Origin of the sequence: uncultured Schumannella sp. (assembly GCF_905479755.1) — a bacterium.
Lineage (GTDB): Bacteria > Actinomycetota > Actinomycetes > Actinomycetales > Microbacteriaceae > DCRR01.
The window spans coordinates 1-22,011 of record NZ_CAJQNT010000014.1; the positions used below are offsets into that span (position 1 = coordinate 1).

Below are 22,011 nucleotides of genomic sequence, written 5' to 3' on the forward strand. Positions count from 1 at the left end.
CCGCTACTTCTCCGAGCACTCCATGGCACTGCTGCTCACCGACCCCGAGGAGGTAGCGATCCCGGAACTGACCGCGGCATAATCCCAATCAGCTGATCTCGCACGGTGTTGAGAAACTCCACCAACCAGCGGGACGTCACCAACTTGTCCCAGTTGGAGAGAACAGTGGCGCTCATGCCGTCGAACTCTTTGCGTACAGCGATCAGGGCCGCGGCACCCAGTAGACCGATGAGGAATAGAAGTCCGCTCAGCAGCAACAACCCGCGTGGAACGATCTCACCCCATGCAATACTTTGCGTCACCCAAATGGTCGGTGCTAGCGCGAAGAGCAGGGCGATGAGGCCGAGCAGCGTGGTGAACAGCAGCTGCGCCCGAGAGAGCACCCGGTCCAGCGATGCCATCTGCGCATCAAGCTGAGTCGTCGCGACATCGATGACAGCCGCGAGACCGTCTCTGCTCCACCCCTTCAGAGAACCAGTCGTGCGCGGTGCCCGAAGCGCCACCGTTCGCCCGGTAAATAGTGCGCCAATGAAACGCGGAAACAGTGGCCAGTTGGCGTACGGGACTGCTGCACGGATAGGTGACAGGTTGTAGTCACGCCGCCAGTGCGACGGTCGTGTTCATGATGGTCTCGAACTCGATGGGCGTCAAACGGCCCAGGCGGGGTTGGCGTCGGCGGCGGTGGTAGGTCCGCTCGATCCAGGTCACGATCGCGATGCGCAGCTCATCGCGGGTGGTCCACGCGCGTCGGTCGAGGACGTTCTTCTGGAGCAGGGCGAAGAACGATTCCATGGCCGCGTTGTCCCCGCTGGAGCCGACTCTGCCCATGGACCCGACCATGCGGTGGCGGGTCAGAGCGCGCAGGAACTTCCGGCTTCGAAATTGGCTGCCTCTATCGCTGTGGACGACGCAGCCGGCAACGTCGCCGCGCATCGCGACGGCGTTCTCAAGGGCTTGGACGGCCAGCCGGGACTTCATCCTCGAGTCGATCGAGTAGCCCACGATCCGGCCGGAGAACACGTCCTTGATCGCGCAAAGGTAGAGCTTGCCTTCACTCGTCTTGTGCTCCGTGATGTCCGTGAGCCAGAGCTCGTTCGGCGCCTCCGCAGCGAACACATGCCGTGTCCTGCCGTCCTCGTCGATCACGGCGCAGAGGTCATCGTGGACGGGCGGTCCGGGGCGGCGGCCCTTGCCGCGCTTGGGCTTTCCGAACGCACTGAACCAGCCGTTGATCGACGCGATCCGCCACGCCGTCCGATCCGCCATCGCCTCACCCGCCTCCGCGGCTTCGTCGGCAAGCAGCCGATGCCCGAACTCCGGGTCGTCCTTGTGAGCGTCGAACAGCGCGTTCGCGCGGTATGCCTCCACCACCTCGCTGGGCGTGATGGGGTCCGCCAGCCACCGGTAGTAGGGCTGGCGAGAGAGCTTGAGCACCCGGCACGTCACCGTCACGGGTATCCCCGATTCGGCGAGCTCTTTCACGAGCGGGTAGAGCCTTTTCCCGGCAGGTTCGCCTGTGACAGGTACGCCGTCGCGCGGCGGAGGACCTCGTTCTCCTGCTCGAGAAGCCGGACCCGCTTACGCAGCTCGCGATTCTCCGCCGACTCCGTGCGCGTCACGCCTGGAGCGGCACCGCTTTCGACCTTCGAGCGCTGCAACCACTTCTGCAGGGTCATGGGGTGGACACCGAAGTCTTTCGCGATCTGCTCGATCGTCACTCCGGGCCCGCGGTTCCTCGCGACGCGGACGACGTCGTCACGGAACTCGGACGGGTAGGGCTTGGGCACAGCAACATCCTTCCAGGCCCACCCCTCGGGCAAGCCAGATCAGATGTCACCTATCCGTGCAGCAGTCCCAGGTGCGCGCCAACGGCCGCGACATCAGCAAGAAGATGCTCCACAAAGCGCAACAAGGCGGCACCGTCGGGCGCGCCAAGCTCGGCTACCTCAACGTGCGCAAGACCTTCGACGGGCGCCTCGTGAACACAATCGACATCGACCCTGAGCGCGCGCCGCTCATCAAGTGGGCGTTCGAGGCGTACGCGTCAGGCGACTACACGATCAATGAGTTGCACCGAGCCCTCGCTGATCAAGGCCTGAGGACACGTCCGTCGCGTCGCTGGCCAGCCAAGCCGGTCTCGCAAAGCCAGATATCGCAGATCCTGCACGACCCTTACTACGCGGGGGTCATCCGATACGTCGGCGAGCTCTTCCCCGGACGCCACGAGCCCCTGATTACGAAAGAACTGTTCCTTCGCGTGCAGGACGTCCTGTCCGAACGGGCGCAGCGGGGCCAGCGAGACGTCACGCATCACCACTACTTGAAGGGGCTGTTGTACTGCCAAAAATGCTTCGAGAAGGGCACGCTCAGTCGTCTCGTCTTCAGCCAGATCAAAGGCAGCGGTGGTGTCTACGACTACTTCATCTGTCGCGGTCGGCAAGAGGGGATCTGCGATCTCACGTCGCTGCCCGTGGCCGAGGTTGAAGAGAAGATCGCGCGGCACTTTGCTGACATCGGCCTGCCCGCAGACTTCATCGAACGCATCCGGGGCGACATCGAAGATGCGGTCGCCGCGACGCAAGTCGCAGATCGTGAAATGCGCGGCAACATTGCCCGGCAACTCAAGACACTCGACCGACGCGAAGAGCAACTGCTCGACCTGGCGGCTGATCCAGACTTCGTGACCGAGAAACTCAAGGACCGGCTGAGGGTCCTCGCACTCGAGCGCGCAGCCCTCCGAGAGACCTTGACGCAGACCGACAGCAAAATCGAACGAGGCGTCGCGACGATCATGACCTACCTGGAACTGCTTGCCGAGCCCGGGCGGCTATATCGCCACGCCACGGAGAACGCCCGTCGCCAGCTACTCGAGGCCTTCTACAGCCAGATACGCCTGAACGCCGAAATCGACGTCTTCGCAGACGAACGAGAGTCGGTCGCGGAGCTTCGCGACGGTGCTCGCGCCATGCACGAGTTCAAGTCCAGCCCGCGCACCCAAGAGGGAAGCACCGAACGCAAAAACCCCGGTCTTTCGACCGGGGCCTCTGCGTTTGAAACTTCCGTTGGCCTACTCGCGGATCTCTTTCGATCCTTTAGTTTGAGTAAGGCAACCTTGGTTGCGGGGGCAGGATTTGAACCTACGACCTCTGGGTTATGAGCCCAGCGAGCTACCGAACTGCTCCACCCCGCGGCACAAGGATTGACTCTACCACGGCCGCGGGGTGGACACGAATCGGGACGCTATTCGAGCGCCGCGATCGCACGTTCGACGGCCGCCTGCATGCGCTCGTCGGCTTCCGCCGCGGCGACCAGGTCACCGGCGGCGTAGGCCGCGTTGCGGTCGGCGAGCGCGTCGACGTAGTCGTCGAGCGCCGCCTGCAGGGCAGCGTTGTCAGGATCGGTCGGCGTCTCCGGGTCAGTCGGATCCACCGGATCCACAGGATCGGTCGGATCCGTCGGGACATCGACGTCACCGTCGCCCGCCGACGCGCCGGCGTCGCCGCCGAAGAGCACATCGAGCGCCTCGGTGAGCGTGTCCTCGAACGCCACCTTGTCGCCGAAGGCGACGAGGATCTTCCGAAGCAGCGGGTAGCTGGTCTCACCCGTCGACTGCACGTAGACCGGCTGCACGTAAAGCAGCCCGCCGCCGACCGGCACCGTCAGCAGGTTTCCGCGACTGACGCTCGTGCCCTGCTGCTCGAGCAGGTTGAGCTCGGTCGCCACCTCGGTGTCCGAGTTGAACGAGTTCTGCACCTGACCGGGGCCGGGCGTCGTGTCCTGCTTCGGAAGCTCCAGCAGGGTGAGCTTGCCGTAGTCCTCGCCCGCATCCGCGTTGACGGCGAGGTAGCCGGTGAGCACCGAACGACTCGCGTCGCCGGCACCCTGCTGCGGGATGTAGGTCGAGTACAGCGTGAAGGCGGGCGCCTCCGTGCCGGGCACCTGCATCGTCAGGTAGTACGGCGGCTGGGCCACCCCTGAGGTCTGCGTCGGGTCGGCGGGCGTCGACCACGCGTCGTCACCGGAATACCACGATCCAGCCTGCGTCACGTGGTAGGTCTCGAGGATCGAGCGCTGCACCTTGAACAGGTCTGCCGGGTAGCGCACGTGCGCCTGCAGGTCCTCGGTCATCTCGTCCGCCGAGACGAGCGTCGCCGGGAACACCTTCTGCCAGGTCTGGAGGATCGGGTCCTCCTCGTCCCAGACGTACAGCACAACCTCACCCGTGTAGGCGTCGACCGTGGCCTTCACCGAGTTGCGGATGTAGTTGATGTCGTCGAGCGCATACAACGGCGCCGGCGTGTAGGTGTCGGCGATCGCGCTCGAGAGCTGCTCGATCTTCGAGTACGGGTAGCTCGCCGTCGTCGTGTACGCGTCGACGATCCACAGGATGCGCCCGTCGACGACCGCCGGGTACGGGTCGGAGTCGAGCGTCAGGTACGGCGCGACGTTCTGCACGCGCTCCATGGGCGAACGGTCGTACAGGATCTGCGAGTTCTCGTCGATCCCGTCCGAGAGGATGATCTGCTCGCTCTGGAACTTGATCGCGTAGACGAGCTGCTTGAACAGGCTGTCGAGCGCCGGACCGCCCTCGGCGTCGTAGGTGGTGAAGGCGTTGCCGGTGCTGTCTTCACCGCCGGCCGGGAAGTCGAGCTCGATCGGCGCCCCGTTGTCGTTTCCGCCCACGATCGAGTACTCGGGGCTCTCTTCGCCGAAGTAGACGCGCGGCTCGAACTCGCCGAGCGCTCCCGAGTTCGGGATGCCCGACTCCAGGAAGCGCGGCTGACCGTCGACCTCGCGCTGGTTTCCGTACGCCGCGACGACACCGAAGCCGTGCGTGTAGACGAGCGTGTTCGAGTACCACGTGGTGCTCGTCTGGCCGCCCTGGTTGAGCTCGCGCAGCGCGATCACCGTGTCGGTCGACTTGCCGTCGATCACGTAGCGGTCGACGTCGAGGTTCGGGAACTGGTAGTACTGGCGCACCTGCTCCAGCTGGGCGAAGGTGTCGCCGACGAGCGCGGGGTCGAGGATGCGGATGTTCGCCGTCGTTTCGGCGTCGGCGCGCAGGGCGCCGGGTTCCGCATCCGTCACCGCGTTGTAGGGCACCACGTTGACGTCGTCGAGGCCGTAGGCCGTCCGGGTCGCATCGATGTTGCGTTGAATGTAGGGCGCTTCGAGCGTCTGCTCGCTCGGCTCCACCTGGAAGCGCTGCACGAGCGCCGGGTAGATCGACCCGATGACGAGCGAGGCGACGAGCAGCGCCGCCGTTCCCAGCAGCGGCAGGCGCCAGCGGCCGATGATCGCCGTCAGGAGCGCGAGCAGGGCGACGAGCCCGGCGGCCAGCGCCAGAATCGCGCGACCCGGGATCACCGCGTTGACATCGGTGTAGGAGGCGCCCGTGATGAGCGAGCCCTCGCCGAGCACGGTCGCGTACTGGTCGAACCAGATGCTGACCGCCTGGATCCCCAGGTACAGCCCGGCCATGATCGCCAGGTGGATGCGCGCGGGGCGCGTGACGCGCACCTCGCGGCCCGAGACGCGAATCCCGCCGTAGAGGTAGTTGGTGGCGAGCGCCGCGAGACCCGCGACGAGCACGACGGCCGAGGCGTAGGCGAGGATGCCGCGCAGGAACGGCAGCTCGTAGACGAAGAACGAGACGTCGAGACCGAACTGCGGGTCGAGCGTTCCGAACTCGGTGCGGTTCAGGAACTGCAGCACGGTGGGCCAACGAGTGGCGGTCGACACCCCCATGAAGAGGCCGAGCACCAGCGGGATGCCGTAGATCGCCAACCGGCGAAGCGGCTCGATCACCTGCTGGTAGCGGTCCAGCTGCGCGCTGAGCTTGGCGTACACGGGCCGCGTGCGGAACGCGATCGTGATGCTCACCCAGACGACGAGCGCCATCGAGATGAACCCGATCGCGAACAGCACGCCGAAGGCGATCCACTGGGTGGTCAACACCTCCAGGTAGCCCAGCTGGTCGAACCAGAGGATGTCGGCGTAGAAGCCGGAGAAGGCGATGAATCCGATGACGATCACCGCGATGATCGCGGCGGTCACGGCAAGGGCAACTCGGCTCGAGCTGCGCGCGGGGCGCTGCTGTTCAGTCCGGTTGGTGGGCGAAGTCACGGGTGGCTCCTGTCAGGTATTCCATCGGCACAGACGGATCCCTCACATCCTACGTGGCACCCGGAGGGGGCCCGCTGGGTGTTGGCTACGACTCGCAGCGCGCGAGATCGCTCGTGTCACCGCCCACACCGACGGTCTCGACGACGGCGAGCGCGTCGTCGAGCGTCGCCACCTTGAACACCTCGAGACCGTCGGGGATGTTCCCGACGACGGAGTCGCAGTTGCCGGCGGGGGCCAGGAACCACTCGGCCCCGGCGGCGAGCGCGCCGTACATCTTCTGCTCGATTCCGCCGATCGCGCCGACCGTCCCATCGGCCGCGATCGTGCCGGTGCCGGCGATGTGCTCGCCGCCGGTGAGCTCCCCCGGTGTGAGCTTGTCGAAGATGCCGAGCGCGAACATCATTCCGGCGCTCGGACCGCCGACGCTCGAGAGCTGAATCGAAACCTCGATCGGGAAGTCGTAGGTACCGCTCACGAGCACCCCGATGATCGGGGTCGTCCCGTCAGTGGCGAGCTCCGGGGTCGCGAACACCTCCTGCTCGACGCCGTCACGGCGAATGAGGAACGCCATCGGCGTCTCGGCCCCGTTCTCGCTGATGCGCTCGCGCAAGGCGGACACGTCGGGGGTCGGGACGCCGCCGGCGGCGAGGATCTGGTCGCCCGCCTGCAGGACCCCCTCGGCGGGGGACCCCTCCTGCACGGACGCGACGTCGACCACGCCGGAGTACTCGATGTCGAGCTGGGTGAGCGCGGCGGCGATGGCCTCCTGCTGCGAGTTCTGCATCTCGATCGCGGACTGCTCCTGCGCATCCTCGGTGCTTTGATCCTCCGGGTAGATCGCCTCGATCGGCACGACGGCGCTGCTCGGCTCGAACCACGCCGTCGCGATGTCGATCCAGCTGGGCTGGCTCGTGCGATTGCCCTGGATGCGCACCGTCAGCAGGTCGAGTTCCCCGCTCGTCGGGTAACTTTCGGCCCCCTCGATCTCGATGAGCGGGACCGCTTCGCCGTCGATCAGCACCTCACCGAGCGTGTCGTAGACGGGCCCCGGCTTTTCGATCACGTACGGCGCGGGGGCGCTGCCGAGCAGCAGGGAGCCCACGACGGCACCCGCCAGGAGCACCCAGCCCGTGCCGCGCGCGATCGCCGTCCGGTTCTGCTCCCGGCGCAGGGCGGCGCGTTCCTCGACGCTGGGGCGATCCGAGGGCAGGGGAGGGAAGAGGTCGCTCACGGGGTCCTTCACAAAAGCGGGCGCGGCACTGTTCGCTCCCGGCGCAAGGCCAGTCGCCCGCGTCTCGGCGAAAACCCGGGCGGTGCCACGGGCCACCGGTTAGCGTAGTTGGCATGCCTGATGATCCGCGGGATGAGCCGGAAGCCGCCGACAACGATGACTTCCGTGACATGTTGCGCGAGTTCCTCTCCGGTGACGGAGACATGGACCCCGCCAAGCTCGCGAGCGCCGCGGGCCTGCCCTCCGATCCGGCGCTCGTCGCACGCCTAATCAGCCAATTGCAGGATGCGCTCAGCAACACGAACGACGGCGTCAACTGGGACCTCGCCCTCGAACAGGCCACGACGTTGGCGGCGCGCGGCGCCGTTCCGAGCACGGCCGATGAGCGCTCCGCGTTCGACAGCGCACTGCACGTCGCGGCCCTGTGGCTCGATGAGGCGACCGACATCGCGGGGCTGACGCGCGAGCCCGTGCTGTTGAACCGCTCCGGCTGGGCCGAGTCGACGATGCCCGTGTGGACCCAGCTCGCCGAGCCGGTCGCCACCTCGATCGCCGACGCGCTGACCGAGGTGCTCGAGGAGAGCCTGCCCGAGGACGCCTCCGGCATGTTCGGCGCCGACCCGGCGAAGCTGCTGCGCAACGTCGGCGGCACCCTGTTCGCGATGCAACTCGGCCAGGTGGTCGGCCAACTCGCCGCCGAGGTCGTCTCGGGCGGGGACATCGGCATTCCGCTGAGCGACGGTGACGAGCGTCAGGCCGTGATCGTGCCGCAGAACGTGGATGCGTTCGGCGCCGGCCTCGACATCCCCCTCGACGAGGTGCGCATCTACCTCTCGGTGCGCGAGTTGGCGCACGCCCGACTGTTCCGGCACGCCAAGTGGCTGCGCCTGCAACTGATCTCGCAGATCACCGACTTCGCGCACGGCATCCACGTCGACACCGAGCAGATCGAAAACCTGGCGGCGCAGTTCGACCCGAACAACCCGGAGGAGTTGCGCGACGCCGTCACGAGCGGTGCACTCATCCCGCCGAAGAGCGAGGAGCAGTTGGCGGCACTCGCCAGGCTCGAGACGCAGCTCGCGCTGATCGAGGGCTGGGTCGATGTCGTGACGGCGAGCGCCACCGCGCGGCTTCCCAAGAGCGGCGCGATCGCCGAGACCGTGCGCCGCCGACGCGCCTCCGGCGGCCCCGCCGAGTCCGCGTTCGCGACCCTGGTGGGACTCGAGCTTCGACCGCGACGGCTGCGCGAGGCCGCCGCCATGTGGCAGCAGGTCAGCGACGCGGTGGGTGCGGATGCCCGGGACGCGCTCTGGGCGCATCCGGACGTGCTGCCGACCGCCGCCGACATCGACGACCCCGCGGCGCTCATCGCGCGGCTCACCTCGACCGAGCCCGCGGAAGACGACGTCGACCGCGCGATCGCCGATCTGCTCGGCGACGAGTCGGGCGACCGCCCGCGCGAGGAGTAGCCGGCCCCAGCCCCATGCCGGCGCCGCGCGCGGGTGTGGAAAGCGCTGACGGCGCGCGCCTCGAGCGCGGACCATGGAGTGATGGTCCTGCGACTCGACCCCCGATTCCCCGTGTTGTGGCGCTCCCCCAGCTCCCTGCAGATCGGCGTCCATCCGGGGATCGTGCTCGATGAGGTCGATGCGCCCACCGAGCGTGCCGTCTCGGCCCTGGTGGCGGGGATCTCCGAGTCGGGTCTGCGCATGATCGCGAAAGGGATCGACGCGGATGCGCTGCTCGAACGACTCTCCCCGGTGCTGCTTGGCGCCGAGCCCCCGCGCACCCGCATCGCGGTCACGGGCGATGCCGCGCTCGCGAAGGAGATCGCGCGGCAACTCGACGAGGAGCACCGACGCGTGTCGGCGGATGCCCACCCCGAGCTGGTCATCGTCGTCGCCGACCATGTCCTCCAGCCCGAAGATCACGGCCGCTGGCTTCGCCGCGATGTCGCGCACCTGCCGATCGTCGTGAGCGAGGAGCGCATCGAGATCGGACCGTTCGTGGTGCCCGGCTCGGGCGCCTGCCTGTACTGCGTGTTCCTTGCGCGCTGCGACGCCGACCCCGCCTGGCCCGCGATGGCCACGCAGCTGGCGCGCCGCGCCCCCGCGTCCCTTCCGCGCACGGCGATCGCCGAGGCGGGCGCGTTCGCGGTGCGCCGCAGCGCCACCCGACCCGACGGGTTCGGGCGCGTGTGGAGCATCGATCCGCTCGGCGGCCCGCTCATCGAGGGGCGCGTTGCCCCGCATCCCGAGTGCTCGTGCCAAGCTCTGCCAGAAAACGGCTCGGGTCTCGACGCTGTCCCCGAAGTCCCGCCCGCGACCAGGAGAGAGACAGCCGTCGCCGTGCCCGCGTGATCCCCACGTAGAGCAGCCGGCGCTCCTCGTCGATGCCCGCGAGACCGCGGGCATGACTCACCGGCACGAGGCCCTCGCTCAACCCGACCAGGTACACCGAATCCCACTCGAGACCCTTGGCACTGTGCAGCGTCGAGAGCACGACGGAGGAGAGCGTCGGCTCGTGCTGCGCCGCCTGACGGTCGCGCAGCTCGGCCACGAAGGCCGCGAGGCTCGTTCCCGCCGGGGCCTGATCGGCGAGTTCGATGATCGCGTTGAGCGCCTCCCAGCGCTCCCGCACGGCGCCCGCCGCCTCCGGGGCCTCGGCCGACCAGCCGTTGGCGCGCAGCACATCACTCACCGACTGGAACAGCGGAGGCTCGGGCGTCGCCCGCTGCTCGCGCGCGACGCTGCCGAGTTCGAGGATCGCGCGCTTCACGACGTCCAGGTCGAAGAACTTGGTTCCCCCGAGCTCGCGCACGCTCACCCCCGCGGCGGCGATCGCCGCCTGCAGGTGCGGGCCCTGAGCGTTGACGCGATAGAGCACCGCGATCTGCTCGGGGCGGGTGCCGCCCGCGATCTCCTCCGCGATCGCCGCGGCCACCGCCCGCGCCTCCTCGACGTCGGTGTCGTAGGCGACCGGTGCGGGAACCTCCGCGCGCGAAGACGACGGGAGTGCCGGGGTCAACTCGAGCGCCCCGGCGCGCCCGCGCATCAGCCGGTTCGCGAGTTCCAACACCGGCCGTTCGGAGCGGTAGTTGTTCTCCAGCCGCACGACGCGGGCCCCCGGGTAGCGCGAACCGAACCCCAGCAGGTAGTCGCTCGTGGCACCGGTGAACGAGTAGATCGTCTGGCTTGCGTCGCCGACGACGCACAGTTCGCGGCGCGGGCCGAGCCAGAGATCCAGCAGCGACTGCTGCAACGGCGAGACGTCTTGATACTCATCGACCACGAAGAAGCGGTACTGGGCGCGCACCTGCTCCGCCACCCAGGGCTCGTCGTCGAGCATTCCCGCCGTGGCGAGCAGCACATCCTCGAAGTCGATCTGGCGACGTTCGTCTTTGATGCGCTCGTAGCCCTCGTGCAACGCGACCATCGTTTCAAGCGACACGTCGTTCGGCATCGAACGCGACGCGGCCGCGCGCGCATACTGCTCGATCGTCAGCTGCGAGACCTTGCGCCATTCGATCTCGGCGGCGACATCGCGCAGCACCGCGGTGTCGAGCTTCATCCGCACCGACTCGGCCGCGTGCGCGATCGCGGCTCCCTTCGCCGCGAGGATGCGCGGGGTCTGCCCCCCGATGACGCGAGGCCAGAAGAAGTTGAGTTGAGCCAGCGCCGCGGCGTGGAAGGTGCGGGCGCTCACCCCGCCCGCGCCGAGCGCGCGCAGCCGCGTGCGCAGTTCGCCCGCGGCGCGGGTGGTGAAGGTCAGCGCCATCATGCGCTCGGGATCGAAGGCTCCGGTCGCGACCCCGTAGGCGATGCGATGGGTCAGCGCGCGGGTCTTCCCGGTGCCCGCGCCCGCCAGAATGCACACCGGGCCGAGGAGCGCCTCGGCGGCCTCGCGCTGCTGCGCGTCGAGACCGTCGAGAATCTTCTCGGCGTTCACCGGGCTCGCTGCCCGTCGTCGATGTCGGCGCCGAACCAGTCTTCGATGATCCGGCGGGCGATCGAGGTCGGTCCGGGAAGCAGGATCTCGTCGAGCGCCGCGGCGAGTTCCTCACGGCTGAACCAGCGCAGTTCCAGGATCTCCTCGCCATCGGGGCGCCCGGTCGGGTCCTCCCCCTCGGCGAGGCGGGCACGGAATCCGACCATGAGCGAGGCCGGGAACGGCCACGGCTGAGAGCCCAGATAGACCGGATCGACGACCCGGAGTCCCGACTCCTCGAAGATCTCGCGCTCGACCGCCGCCTCGAAGCTCTCGCCCGGCTCGACGAAGCCCGCGAGCAGCGAGAAACGGTTCGACTCCCACACGGCGTTCGAGCCGAGCAGCAGCCGGTCGTCGGCATCCGTCACCCCGACGATGATCGCGGCGTCGGTGCGCGGGAAGTATTCGGAGCCGTCGGTCGGGTCGCGGCGCACCCACCCCGAGAGCACCGAGTCGGTGGGGCGCCCGGTGCGCGGCGAGAAGGCGGCGCTGCGGTGCCAGTTGGCGAGCGCGAGGGCCTGGGTCACGAGTCCCGCGTCGCGCGCGCCGAGGCTCGCGCCGAGCCGGCGCAGATCCCCCCACACGACCTCGCGCGGGAGAACTCCGCGCGCGGTGAGCGCCGCGACTCCCGCCTCATCGACGACGATCGCCAGCACGGGGGTGCCGACCGCCAACTCCTCGTCGCCCGGGAGCGCCGTGCCGAGGAAGAGCACGAGCGCCTCCGGCGGCAGTTCCGCGAACCGCGGAGCCGGCGGAAGCAGCACGCGTGCGTCCCCGTCACCGCGCAGCGGCACGCGGCCCTCGTGCAGGATCACGACGCGGGCACCCGGCACAGCGAGGAGCGCCTCGGGTTCGCGGGCGCGCAGGAGATGGTCGCGGTCGAGCGCCGTCCGGGAAAGCGGAAGTCGCGTACCGAAATCGCTGCGCACAGGCACCTCTCGGGAACGGACGAAGGGCGTGGCGTACGGGGCCGACGCACCAGGGGCGACCTACCCTGTCTCCATGGCCAGGTCGCACTTCACTCTAGCCGCGCTCGCGACGTCGGCCGTGGAGGGCCTCGACATTGCGGGCGCGACCCCCATCGGCTCCCCGGGCGGCGACTTCGACGCGGCACTGCTCACCGGTCGCGACGGTCGGCACTGGATCGTCCGAGTGCCGCGCAGCGAGAGCGCCGAGGCAGCACAGTCGGCCGACCTCGTCGCGCTCCGCGCGCTGAGCGCGGGAGTCCGTGCGCGCCTCCCGTTCGCCGTCACGACCTTCGCCGGCCAGGCGCCCGCGGGCGACACCCGCGCCGTCGTCTACGAGTTCGTCTACGGCGCCAAGGCCGAGCTCGCCAGCCTCGACCACGACCTGGCGACCTCGATCGGCGAAGCCATCGCCGCGATCCACGCGCTGCCCACCAGCTTCGTCGCCGACTCGGGTCTGCCCAGTCGCACCGGCATCGAGGCGGCCCGCGACGCCGCGCGACTGCTCGACCGCGCCATCTCGACGCGGGTGGTTCCCGCCGTCCTGCAGCAGCGCTGGGAGCGCGCGATCGGAGACCCGACGCTGTGGCAGTTCGCGCCGGCCGTCGTCAACGGGGCCCTCGAGGCCGAGTCGTTTCTCGCCTCCGAGGGTGTCGTCACGGGGTTGCTCGGCTGGCAGTCGCTGCACGTGGGCGATCCGGCCGCCGACCTGCACTGGTTGCTGCGCGCGCCGGGCGACGGCATCGCCGAGACCGCGTTCGGCGCCTACGCGCGAGTGCGCGGGTCGGTCGACCGTCAGCTCACCGAGCGCGCGCGGTTGCTGAGTGAGCTGGAGCTCGCCAAGTGGCTGCTGCACGGCACCTCGACGCGCTCGACCGAGATCGTCGATGACGCCGTGGAACTCATGTCGGCACTCGTCGACACGATCGCGCAGAACGACACCTCGTCGATCCGTCGGCCCGAGTCAACCCTCGACGTCGACGAGGTCGAAGAGCTGCTGACGCGCACCGCCACGGCCCGGTAGGTTCCCGCCTCAGCTTTCGAGGATCGACTGCCCGCGCGGCACGATCCGCACCAGTCGGCGCGGGGTCCGAATGTTCACCCGGATGCGCAACTGATGGCGTCGCGCGAGCACCACGGCGATCACGACGCCCGCGAGCGCGGGCACTCCCCCGGCGACCATGAACGCCACGTGGGCGCCGAAGTGCTCGGCGATGAAGCCCATGATGACGCCGCCGAGCGCCTGGCCGCCCACGACGACCATGAAGTAGAACGACATGATGCGCCCGCGGATCCCGGGGTTCGTCGACAGCTGGGTCATCGACTCGGCGCCGGTCGCGAACAGCAGGCGCGTGATCCCGATTCCGACGAGCGCACCGAGAAACAGCGGATACCAGAGCGCGACACCGGCGAGCGCCGTCACGAGTCCGTAGCCGATCGTCGCGATCACGATCGCGCGCAGGCGCAGCGACCGCCGTTGCGCCGAGAGCACCGCGCCGATCAGGGCGCCGACCGCGGCGAGTGAGCTGTAAAGCCCGTACCCGGCGGCGCCCGTCCCGAACGAGGTGGCGGCCGCGGTGAAGAGCACCGGCAGGTTCATGCCGAACACCGCGACGAATCCGAGCAGCACGATCGGCCAGAGGATCGTGGGCTTCCGCATCGCGTAGGCGAGCGCTTCACGGATCTGCCCGCCGCCGCGCGCCTGCCGCGGCGCACGGTGGAGCTCGTGCGTGCGCATGACGAGCAGCGTCGTGAGCGCGACGGACGCCGTGGCCGCATTGATCGCGATCGACCAGCCGGAGCCGACCGCCACGATCAGCACCCCCGAGATCGCCGGGCCGACGAGCCCCCCGAGGTGGAAGATCATCGCGTTGACGCTGATCGCGTTGCGCAGACGCGCGGTGCCGACCATCTCGCTCACGAAGGCCGAGCGGGAGGGACCGTCGATCGCCATCGCGATGCCCGTCGTCGTCGCCACCAGGAACACGTGCCAGACCTCGACCGCGCCGAGCAGCACGAGCAGGGCGAGCACGGCGTTCGAGACCAGGCCCACCGATTGGGTCGCCATCAGCACGCGATGCCGGTTCGCGCGGTCCGAGAGCACCCCGGCCCACGCCCCGAGCACGATCGTCGGGGCGAACTGGAGTGCCACGACGATGCCGACGAGCGCGACGTTGCCGGTGAGTTCGAGCACGAGCCAGTCGATGGCGATGCGCGCCATCCAGCCGCCGGTGTTGGCGAAGAGCTGGCCGATCACGTACGCGCGGTAGTTGTACGAGCGGAGGGCGATCGCGGTGTCGCGCCAGCGGGGACGACCGTTGATGACCGGGATCGGTGCGGTGAGATTTTCGGCATCGATGCCGGATACGGATGTCATGTCCCTTCCACGGTACGGGCGAGTCGGCCATTACATTGTGGAATGCTGGCTATAAGTCCCATTGACTTTTCGAATGGAGCACCGTGTTCGACCCGGTCTTGCTGCGCACCTTCGTCACCCTGGCGGAGACGTTGAGCTTCACGCGCGCGGCCGCCCAACTGGGCCTCAGCCAGCCCACGGTGAGTCAGCAGGTCCGAAAGCTCGAGACCGCCGCGGGTCGAATTCTGGTCGCCCGGGACACGCGCCAGGTCGCCCTCACCGACAACGGCGACGCCTTACTCGGCTTCGCCCGCACCATCCTCGCCGCGCACGACGAGGCCGCGGCCTACTTCACCGGCTCCGCCATGCGCGGACGGCTCCGCTTCGGCTCGGCGGATGACCTCGCCCTGACCCAGCTGCCGCAGATCCTGCGCGACTTCCGGCAGCTCTACCCGCAGATCAACCTGGAGCTGACCGTCGGGCAGAGCCCCTTCCTCAACCGCCGGCTGCGCGCCGGCCAGCTCGACCTGGTGTTCGTGCGCCAACCGGCGGATGCGGGGATCGGCCGCGTCGTCCGCCGCGAGCGCCTGGTCTGGGCCGCCCATCGCGCCGTCACGCTCGAGCCGGATCAGCCGGTTCCCCTCATCGTTTACCAGGCGCCCAGCCTGTCGCGCCAGGCGGCGATCGACGCCCTCGAAGCCGCGGGACGTACCTGGCGCATCACCTGCAACACGCGCGAAATCAACGGGGTGCTCGCGGCCGTGCGCGCCGGCATCGGGATCGCGGCCTTCCCGCAGAGCATGATCCCCGGGGATCTCGTGCCCGTCACCAACACCTTCGGTCTGCCGCTGCTCGACGAGGTCGAGTTCGCCCTGCTCGACAACCCGCAGGCCGACCGCGGCCCGATCGACGCGCTCGCTTCCGCGATCGTCACCCGCTCGCGCCTCGAAGTCTGAGCGCGGCCCGACCGTCGGCGCTCAGCCGAGCGCGGCGCGCCAGCGCTCCCGCAGCTCCGCCTCACTCTCCACGTGGGCGGGGCGGATCACGCGGTCCTCCGCGACGAAGTAGAAGGCGGCGTCGATGAGCTCCGGTTCGACGCCCGCCCACCGCGCGTAGGCGAGCCGGTAGAGCGCGAGCTGCAGTTGTTTGCGCTCAAGATCCTCGGCATCCCGGGGCGCCTTGCCGGTCTTCCAGTCGACGATCTCGAGTCGCCCGTCGCGCTCGTAGACGGCGTCGATCTTGCAGACGATGGTGCGGCCGTCGAAGGGCAGGTGGATCTCGCGCTCGACCTCAACCGGCTTCAGCGCCGCCCACGGCGACCGCTCGAAGATCGCCTTCAGCTCGGCGAACCGGTCGGCGTCGACCGCCACCAGCTCACCGTCGGCGTCGAGGTCGAGCTCGCTGAGCCGCGCATCCAGCTCCTCTTCGAGGCCATCCGGGTCGGCGCGATGCTCCACCCAGGCGTGGAAGAGCGTTCCGAGCCGGGTGGCGCGGTAGGGGCGCTCCGGCATCGGTCGCCGCAACTCGGCGGCGACCTGCTCGGGATCGGTCACGTACTCGTGGAAGCGCGAGGCGGGGATGCGCGCGGGCGGCGCGATCGGCGAGGGCCCGGCGAGCTGGCGCCGCCGTTCGGCGAGCAGCAGCTCGACGTCGCGCGCCCACGGGCCAGCCGCCGCGGTCGCCGACTCGACCGTCGCGCCCTCGAGCGCGCCGCGCACGAGCTCGGCCGCCGCCTCAACGGCATCCCGTCGCGTTCCCAAGGGATCACGCGGCCAGCTCACGCTCACGGGGTCGCCGATCAAGGGGTTGGTGTCGGGCTCGACCGGTTCCGTCGGCAGCTCGCCAATGACCCCCGCCTGCTCGAGTTCGAGCAGAAAACGGCTCGGGCCGCGCCACTTCGTCTGCGACGACCAGAACGACCCCGAGAGCAGCAGCTCGTGGCGGGCGCGCGTGATCGCGACGTAGGCGAGGCGACGATCCTCATCGAGCTGACCCGCCGCGACCCGCTCCTTGAATTCGGTGAAGCGGGAACGCAGCTCGGCCCGCGAGGTGGCACTGCGCCAGGCGAACACGGGAAGCGCGTGGGTGTCGCCGCGGAACTCGTAGGGCAGCTGACCGAAGCCGACCCACGCTCCCGTGTCGCGGGCGCGCGAGGGAAGCTCCCCCTCGACCAGGCGCGGAACCGCGACCAGATCCCACTCGAGTCCCTTGGCGCCGTGGATGGTGAGGATCTGCACGCACCCGGGCTCCGGCGGATCGCTGCGCGGGCTCAACCGGTCGCGAGTTTCCGCCTCGCGCAGCCAGCCGAGGAACGCGCGCAGGCTCCCGCCGCGTCCCAACTGTTCGAACTGGGACAGGGCGTCGAAGAATGCTTCGAGCACCCGCCCGCTGCCGGGCCGGGACTCGTTGGCGGCCGCCTCGATGTCGAGATCAAGCTCCTGCAGGACGACCGTCACGAGGTCGGGGAGTTCGAGCCGCGTGCGCGCGCGCAGGTTCGCGAACAGTTCGCCCGCCTCGCGAAGCCGCGCCAGCCCCTCCTCGCTGAAGCCGCGGATCGCGCCGTGCTCACGCTTCTGCAGCGCGAGGAAGTCGAGGGCATCGACGATCGAGGCCGACTCCTCCTCGATGACCGAGCCGCGCAGCCGGTCGCGCACGGCCTCGTCGAGTTCGTGCTGGTGCAGATCGCGCTTCTCGAGCCAACGGGCGAGGTCGCGCAGCGCCGCGATGTCGGCCGTGCCGATCCGCCAGCGGGAGCCCACGAGCAGACGGATGAGTTCGTTGCCCGCGCTCGGGTCGTCGATCACGCGCAGCGCCGCCACCAGATCGGCCACGAGCGGCTGCGCCAGCAGACCCTCGACACCGAGGACGTGGTACGGCACCTTGGCCCGCGTGAGCGCGGCCGTGAACTCTTCCAGGGTCGCGCGGGCGCGCAACAGCAGCGCGGCGCTCGGCGGAGCCTCGCCCGCCGGCCGCGCCCCGGAGCGCAGTCGTTCGGCGAACCAGGCGGCCACCGCATCCGCCTCCTCGACGACGCTCTGCTCGAAGCGCACGCTGATCGGGAGGGCGTCGGCCCCCTCGCGCGGCGTCAAACGCTCGACCGCGACCGGGCTCGTCGCGGCGAGCGGCTCGAGCACGGTGTTCGCCGCCTTCAGGACCTCCACCCCGTTGCGCCAGCTCGTCGACAGCGAAAAAGCGCGACGGGATCCGAACCACTGCGAGAACTCGCCGAGGTTGGCGGCGCTCGCGCCCCGCCATCCGTAGATCGCCTGGTGCGGGTCGCCGACGGCCATCACGGCGTGCCCGCGGAACAGGGTCGACAGCAGGCGCGTCTGCCCGACGCTCGTGTCCTGGTACTCGTCGAGAATCACGACCTTGAAGCGCGCGCGCAGCTCCTCGACGACGGTCGACACGCGTTGGGCGATCGTGAGGGCGATGCTGACCTGATCGCTGTACTGCAGATAGCCGCGCTCGTACTTGCGCGCCTGGAACTCGCGAGCCGCATCGAGCAGGGCGGGCAGCGGCACGAGCGGCGACACGATCGCGGTCATATCGCTCTCGTAGGCGAAACGCCCCTCGGGCGGAATCTCGGCGAGCCGCGCGTAGTCCTCGGCCATCCGCTCGACGTCGTCGGCATCGGCCAGGTGCTCACCGAGCGCCGAGGCGAGCTTCACCACCGCGGTGGTGACGGAGTCGATGCTCTTGCCCGCCGCGGCGAGACGGGGGTCGTCGCGCCCCACCACCACCTCGCGCGCGAGCAGCCATGACGCTGCCTCGCCCAGCACCACCGCGTCGCCATCGAAGCCGACGAGTGCGGCATGGTCTCGAAACAGCGTGCTCGCAAACGAGTTGTAGGTGGCGACCTTGGGCGCATCGAGCAGTTCGGCGCCCAGGTCATCGGCGGCGTCTCGCGCGGCGCCCTCCCCGGCCGAGTCGGGCTCCACGATCAGATTCTCGGCACGCAGCTCGCCGATCCGGGTGCGCATCCGCTCCGAGAGTTCGCCCGCCGCCTTACGCGTGAAGGTGAGCCCGAGGATCTCGGACGGACGCACGTGGCCGTTCGCGACGAGCCAGAGGGCGCGGGAGGCCATCGTCTCGGTCTTACCGCTGCCCGCGCCCGCGACGACGAGCGCCGGTTCGAGCGGCGCCTCGATCACGGCGATCTGTTCGTCGGTCGGCCGCGGCCGATTCAGCGCCTCCGCGATCGCGACCGCCGACTTGTGCGGCGAGTCAGTCACTGGACACCTCCGGGGGCAATTGCACGGCGCGCACCTCGGAGCCGTGGGCGAAATCGTCGTCGGTCAGCACCGCCTCAAATGAGGGCCCGGTCATCGCGCGGGCAGCCGCGCGCACGCGCTCGCGGAACGCCTCCCGCGCCTCGTCGTCGAACGCCGCCTGTTCGCGCACCGTGTAGGGCGCCTTCTTCGTCTTCGACGAGGTGTAGACCAGCCGGGCCTCGTGCAGCGGCAGCTCACCCCCGCGCTCCATCGCCCCCTCGGCGTGCGCCAGTTGATAGGCCCCGAGCTGCGGATGCTCCGCCGCATCGCCCGCAGACGGAATGAACGACCCGGTCTTGAGGTCCATGATCACAAGCCCCTCGGGGTAGGCCTCCACCCGGTCGATCTTGCCGCGGAGCCTCGCCGGTTCGACATCGAGTTCGAACGATCCCTCCGCCGCGATCAGTTCGCCCCCGCGCGCCTCGACATCGGCGAGATAACGAGCCAGGGCCTCGATCGCCGTGCGCGCCACCGTGCGCTGCCTAAGCGCATCCCACTCCGACTCGAAGTGCAACTCGCCCCAGCGCTCCTCGAGCGCGGCCCACAAGCGCTCGACATCGTGACTCGTGGCGTGCTCCAGCACGTCGTGGATGAGCGTGCCCATGCCGACCGCGGGACTCGTCGACCCGCCGCCCATTTGCTCGACGAAGGCCTCCATGGGGCTGCGCTCGATCGCCTCGATGCGCGACGGCGACACCGCCACGCGGGCCTCGGGCTCCGACAGGTCGACGAGGGGCGCCTCGGTCGAGGTGGCGCGGAGCCCTCGCCAGTCGTCCGGGTGGGCGCCTCGCACCCCCTCGATGGCGAGCGCCACGAGCGCCGCCGTCGCCGCCGCGCGCACCTCGTCGTGCGTGCCGCTCGACGTGATCATGCGCCGCAATCGCCCAACGAGTGGACGCAGGCCGAGCGGGCTGCGGTCGGCCTCGACCGGCCGCGCTCCCCCGCGCTCCGGGTCCGCCACCAGGTCGAGCAGCGGGCTCGGCATCTCGTCGTCACTGTGGATCGCGGCGACCACGAGCCTCGCCCGGGCGCGGGAGCAGGCGAGGGCGAAGATGCGCAACTCGTCGGCGAGCACCGCGCGACGCTCGTCGGTCGTCGACGCATTCTCGGCGACCTGACCGCGCAGCACCGCGACGAGATCGCTCGCGCCGAGGAGCGATCCGCGCAATCGCAGATTGGGCCAGTGGCCGTCCTCCAACCCGCAGACGACGACGGTGTCGAACTCGAGAGACCCGGCGCCCGCCGGTGTGGCGACGAGCACCGTATCGGCGAGCGCTTGCGGCGCGAGGGTGTCCTCGGGAATCTCGGCGTCGAGAACCTCGGAGAGGAAGGCCGCCGCGCTGGAATGCGGCGCGCGCTCGGCGAAGCGCCGGGCCGAGGCGAACAGAGCGACGACGCCGTCCAGCGCGCGGTTCGCTTCCTCCGCGGAGATCCCCGCGCCGCGGGCGCGCTGCTCCCAGCTCGCCGCAACGCCGGAACCCTCCCACGCCGACCAGAGCAATTCCTCGGCCGAGGCTCCCGCCTCGTTCTGGGCGCGGATGCGTGCAAGCAGCTCCGCGATGCGCGCGGCGCGGCGCCCCACCGCGTGATCGACCGTCGCCAGTCGACCGGGCGCGGCGAGCGCCTCGGCGAGCAGCTCGCCCCCGTGCCGGCCTCCGCCGCCGGCGAGCTCCTCGGCACGCAGGGTGAGTCGCAGCCGCCGAAGTGCCACCGCATCCAGCCCGCCGAAAGGACCGAGCAGCAGTTCCTCTGCCGTCGCCCCGGTCAGCGGGGCGCGCCCGATCGCGACTTCGACGACACGAAGGAGCGCCCCCGCCGCCAGGTCGTCGCGCAGCGCGGTACCGCCGGCGAGGGTGCGGGTCGGCACGTGGGCGAGCGCGAGCGCACGCGCGAGCCCCGGAATGGCGCGCGCCGTGCGCGTCACCACCGCGAGCTGATTCCACGGCACGCCGTCGAGCAGGTGGCGCTCACGCAACACGCGCGCGATCGCCTCGGCGTGCGCGCCGGGGCTCGCCTCACGAATCGCGAGCAGCGGATGCTCCACCGCGTCGGCAACCACCGACTCCGCGGCGCGCTGAGTGCCCTCGCCGGCTGTGCCGATGCGCGCCGTGATCTCGGAGATGACCTGGCGGATCGCGGGCCCGTGGCGGTGCACCCGCGACAGGACGAGCCGCGGGGTCGCCGTGTTCCCCAGGCGGATGCCGAAACCGCCGACCGCGTCGACCTCGCCCCCGCGGAAGGTGTTGCTGGCGATGTCGGGATCGCCGAACCCGATGACGGCGACGCCCCGGTCGGCGAGGGCACGCAACATCCGCATGGTCGTCTCGGTGGCCTGCTGCAGCTCATCGACCAGGACGAGGCGCACGCGCTCGAGTCGCTCCCCGAGGTGGCCACCCTCAATCGCGTGCACGGCCGCGGCGCCCAACTCGGCGGGGTCGAGCATCTCGCCACGTGCGCTCGCCAGCACCGTCTGGTACTCGACGGCGAACTCCGCGGCCGCCACCCAGGCGGGGCGCCCCGTCGTCTGGCCGAGTCGTCGCAGCTCCTGCGGCGACACCCCGAACTCCGTCGCGCGCATGAGAAGCTCGCGCAGCTCGACACGGAAGGCGGGCAGGCGACGCACGACCGCATCCAACTCCTCGGGCCAGGCCGGCCCTCGGCCGTCATCGAGATGACCCTCCAGCAGTTCCCGGATCATGAGGTCCTGGTCGGCGCCCGACAGCAGCCTCGGCGGCGCCGCGTCGTGCGCGCGCGCCTGAGCCGTGGCGAGTTCGAACGCGACCGAGCTCGCCGTGCGCGCGAGCGGGCCGGTGGTCACGACCGCCAGCTCGCGGGCGAGCCGGTCTCGCAAGTCGGTGGCCGAGTGCCGACTGCCGGTGATGACAAGCAGTTCCGTCGCGTCGTAGCCTCGGACGTGGACCCGGTCGGCCGCGAGCGCGACGAGCGTCTCGGTCTTGCCCGATCCGGGCGCGCCGACCACGACCGCGCTGACCCCCTCCGGGAGCTCGAGCACGGCCCGCTGCGATTCGTCCAACTCGAGGCCCACGCCTTCACGGTAGCGGGAGCGGCAGA

At 69.8% G+C, this 22,011-nt stretch carries 13 protein-coding genes and 1 tRNA gene; 4 read left to right on the forward strand and 10 right to left on the reverse strand.

Features of this window, described 5'->3' with window-relative positions; translation table 11 throughout:
* Window positions 1-35: 35 nt before the first annotated feature.
* Window positions 36-401 (reverse strand): hypothetical protein, encoded by a 366-nt coding sequence (locus QZ258_RS04330; RefSeq protein WP_294179317.1) that lies wholly within the window; start codon window positions 399-401, stop codon window positions 36-38.
* Between the two features lie 193 nt (window positions 402-594).
* Window positions 595-1,787, reverse strand: a protein-coding gene (locus tag QZ258_RS04335; protein WP_294179318.1) for an IS3 family transposase whose coding sequence is annotated in 2 segments (ribosomal slippage) — window positions 595-1,500 and window positions 1,503-1,787 — 1,191 coding nt in all. Because the reading frame shifts where the segments join, the coding sequence is not laid out codon by codon here.
* Between the two features lie 104 nt (window positions 1,788-1,891).
* Here QZ258_RS04335 and QZ258_RS12395 point away from each other — a divergent pair.
* On the forward strand, window positions 1,892-3,157 hold the full coding sequence (locus QZ258_RS12395) for a recombinase family protein (RefSeq protein WP_363182030.1): 1,266 nt from the start codon (window positions 1,892-1,894) through the stop codon (window positions 3,155-3,157).
* On the opposite strand, the gene QZ258_RS04345 is transcribed toward QZ258_RS12395, so the two are convergent.
* The 3 genes from QZ258_RS04345 to QZ258_RS04355 all read right to left on the reverse strand — a co-directional run bounded on the left by QZ258_RS04345 (window position 3,114) and on the right by QZ258_RS04355 (window position 7,357).
* Window positions 3,114-3,190: transfer RNA gene (locus QZ258_RS04345), tRNA-Met, on the reverse strand. The two genes, QZ258_RS12395 and QZ258_RS04345, sit on opposite strands and share 44 nt — an antisense overlap.
* A 50-nt stretch (window positions 3,191-3,240) precedes the next feature.
* Window positions 3,241-6,126 carry a UPF0182 family protein gene (locus QZ258_RS04350; RefSeq protein ID WP_294179320.1) on the reverse strand — a complete coding sequence of 962 codons (2,886 nt, stop codon included), beginning with the start codon at window positions 6,124-6,126 and terminating at the stop codon, window positions 3,241-3,243.
* A gap of 85 nt (window positions 6,127-6,211) precedes the next feature.
* On the reverse strand, window positions 6,212-7,357 hold the full coding sequence (locus QZ258_RS04355; protein ID WP_294179321.1) for a PDZ domain-containing protein: 1,146 nt from the start codon (window positions 7,355-7,357) through the stop codon (window positions 6,212-6,214).
* A gap of 113 nt (window positions 7,358-7,470) precedes the next feature.
* On the opposite strand from QZ258_RS04355, the gene QZ258_RS04360 reads away from it, so the two are divergent.
* Window positions 7,471-8,826, forward strand: a complete 1,356-nt coding sequence (locus tag QZ258_RS04360) for a zinc-dependent metalloprotease (protein ID WP_294179322.1) — start codon at window positions 7,471-7,473, stop codon at window positions 8,824-8,826.
* Window positions 8,827-9,583: 757 nt separating this feature from the next.
* Here the strand turns inward: QZ258_RS04360 and QZ258_RS04365 are convergent.
* Window positions 9,584-11,305: an ATP-dependent helicase gene (locus QZ258_RS04365; RefSeq protein ID WP_294179323.1), complete on the reverse strand. Its 1,722-nt coding sequence runs from the start codon at window positions 11,303-11,305 to the stop codon at window positions 9,584-9,586.
* Entirely contained in the window at window positions 11,302-12,273 is a 972-nt protein-coding gene (gene nudC / locus QZ258_RS04370; RefSeq protein ID WP_294179324.1) for an NAD(+) diphosphatase, read from the reverse strand. Before nudC ends, QZ258_RS04365 begins: the two co-directional genes overlap by 4 nt.
* A 73-nt stretch (window positions 12,274-12,346) precedes the next feature.
* Between nudC and QZ258_RS04375 the strand changes: the two genes are divergently transcribed.
* Window positions 12,347-13,333 (forward strand): phosphotransferase, encoded by a 987-nt coding sequence (locus tag QZ258_RS04375; protein WP_294179325.1) that lies wholly within the window; start codon window positions 12,347-12,349, stop codon window positions 13,331-13,333.
* 9 nt (window positions 13,334-13,342) lie between these two features.
* Here QZ258_RS04375 and QZ258_RS04380 read toward each other — a convergent pair whose 3' ends face one another.
* The gene (locus tag QZ258_RS04380) at window positions 13,343-14,686 is read right to left on the reverse strand and encodes an MFS transporter (protein WP_294179326.1); all 1,344 of its coding nucleotides are present in this window, start codon (window positions 14,684-14,686) and stop codon (window positions 13,343-13,345) included.
* An 83-nt stretch (window positions 14,687-14,769) separates the two neighbouring features.
* Between QZ258_RS04380 and QZ258_RS04385 the strand changes: the two genes are divergently transcribed.
* Window positions 14,770-15,621 carry a LysR substrate-binding domain-containing protein gene (locus QZ258_RS04385; RefSeq protein WP_294179327.1) on the forward strand — a complete coding sequence of 284 codons (852 nt, stop codon included), beginning with the start codon at window positions 14,770-14,772 and terminating at the stop codon, window positions 15,619-15,621.
* Window positions 15,622-15,642: 21 nt separating this feature from the next.
* Here QZ258_RS04385 and QZ258_RS04390 read toward each other — a convergent pair whose 3' ends face one another.
* Window positions 15,643-18,900 (reverse strand): ATP-dependent DNA helicase, encoded by a 3,258-nt coding sequence (locus QZ258_RS04390; RefSeq protein ID WP_294179328.1) that lies wholly within the window; start codon window positions 18,898-18,900, stop codon window positions 15,643-15,645.
* On the reverse strand, window positions 18,893-21,985 hold the full coding sequence (locus tag QZ258_RS04395; protein ID WP_294179329.1) for an ATP-dependent DNA helicase: 3,093 nt from the start codon (window positions 21,983-21,985) through the stop codon (window positions 18,893-18,895). The genes QZ258_RS04390 and QZ258_RS04395 overlap by 8 nt, the downstream gene beginning before the upstream one ends.
* Window positions 21,986-22,011 lie beyond the last annotated feature (26 nt).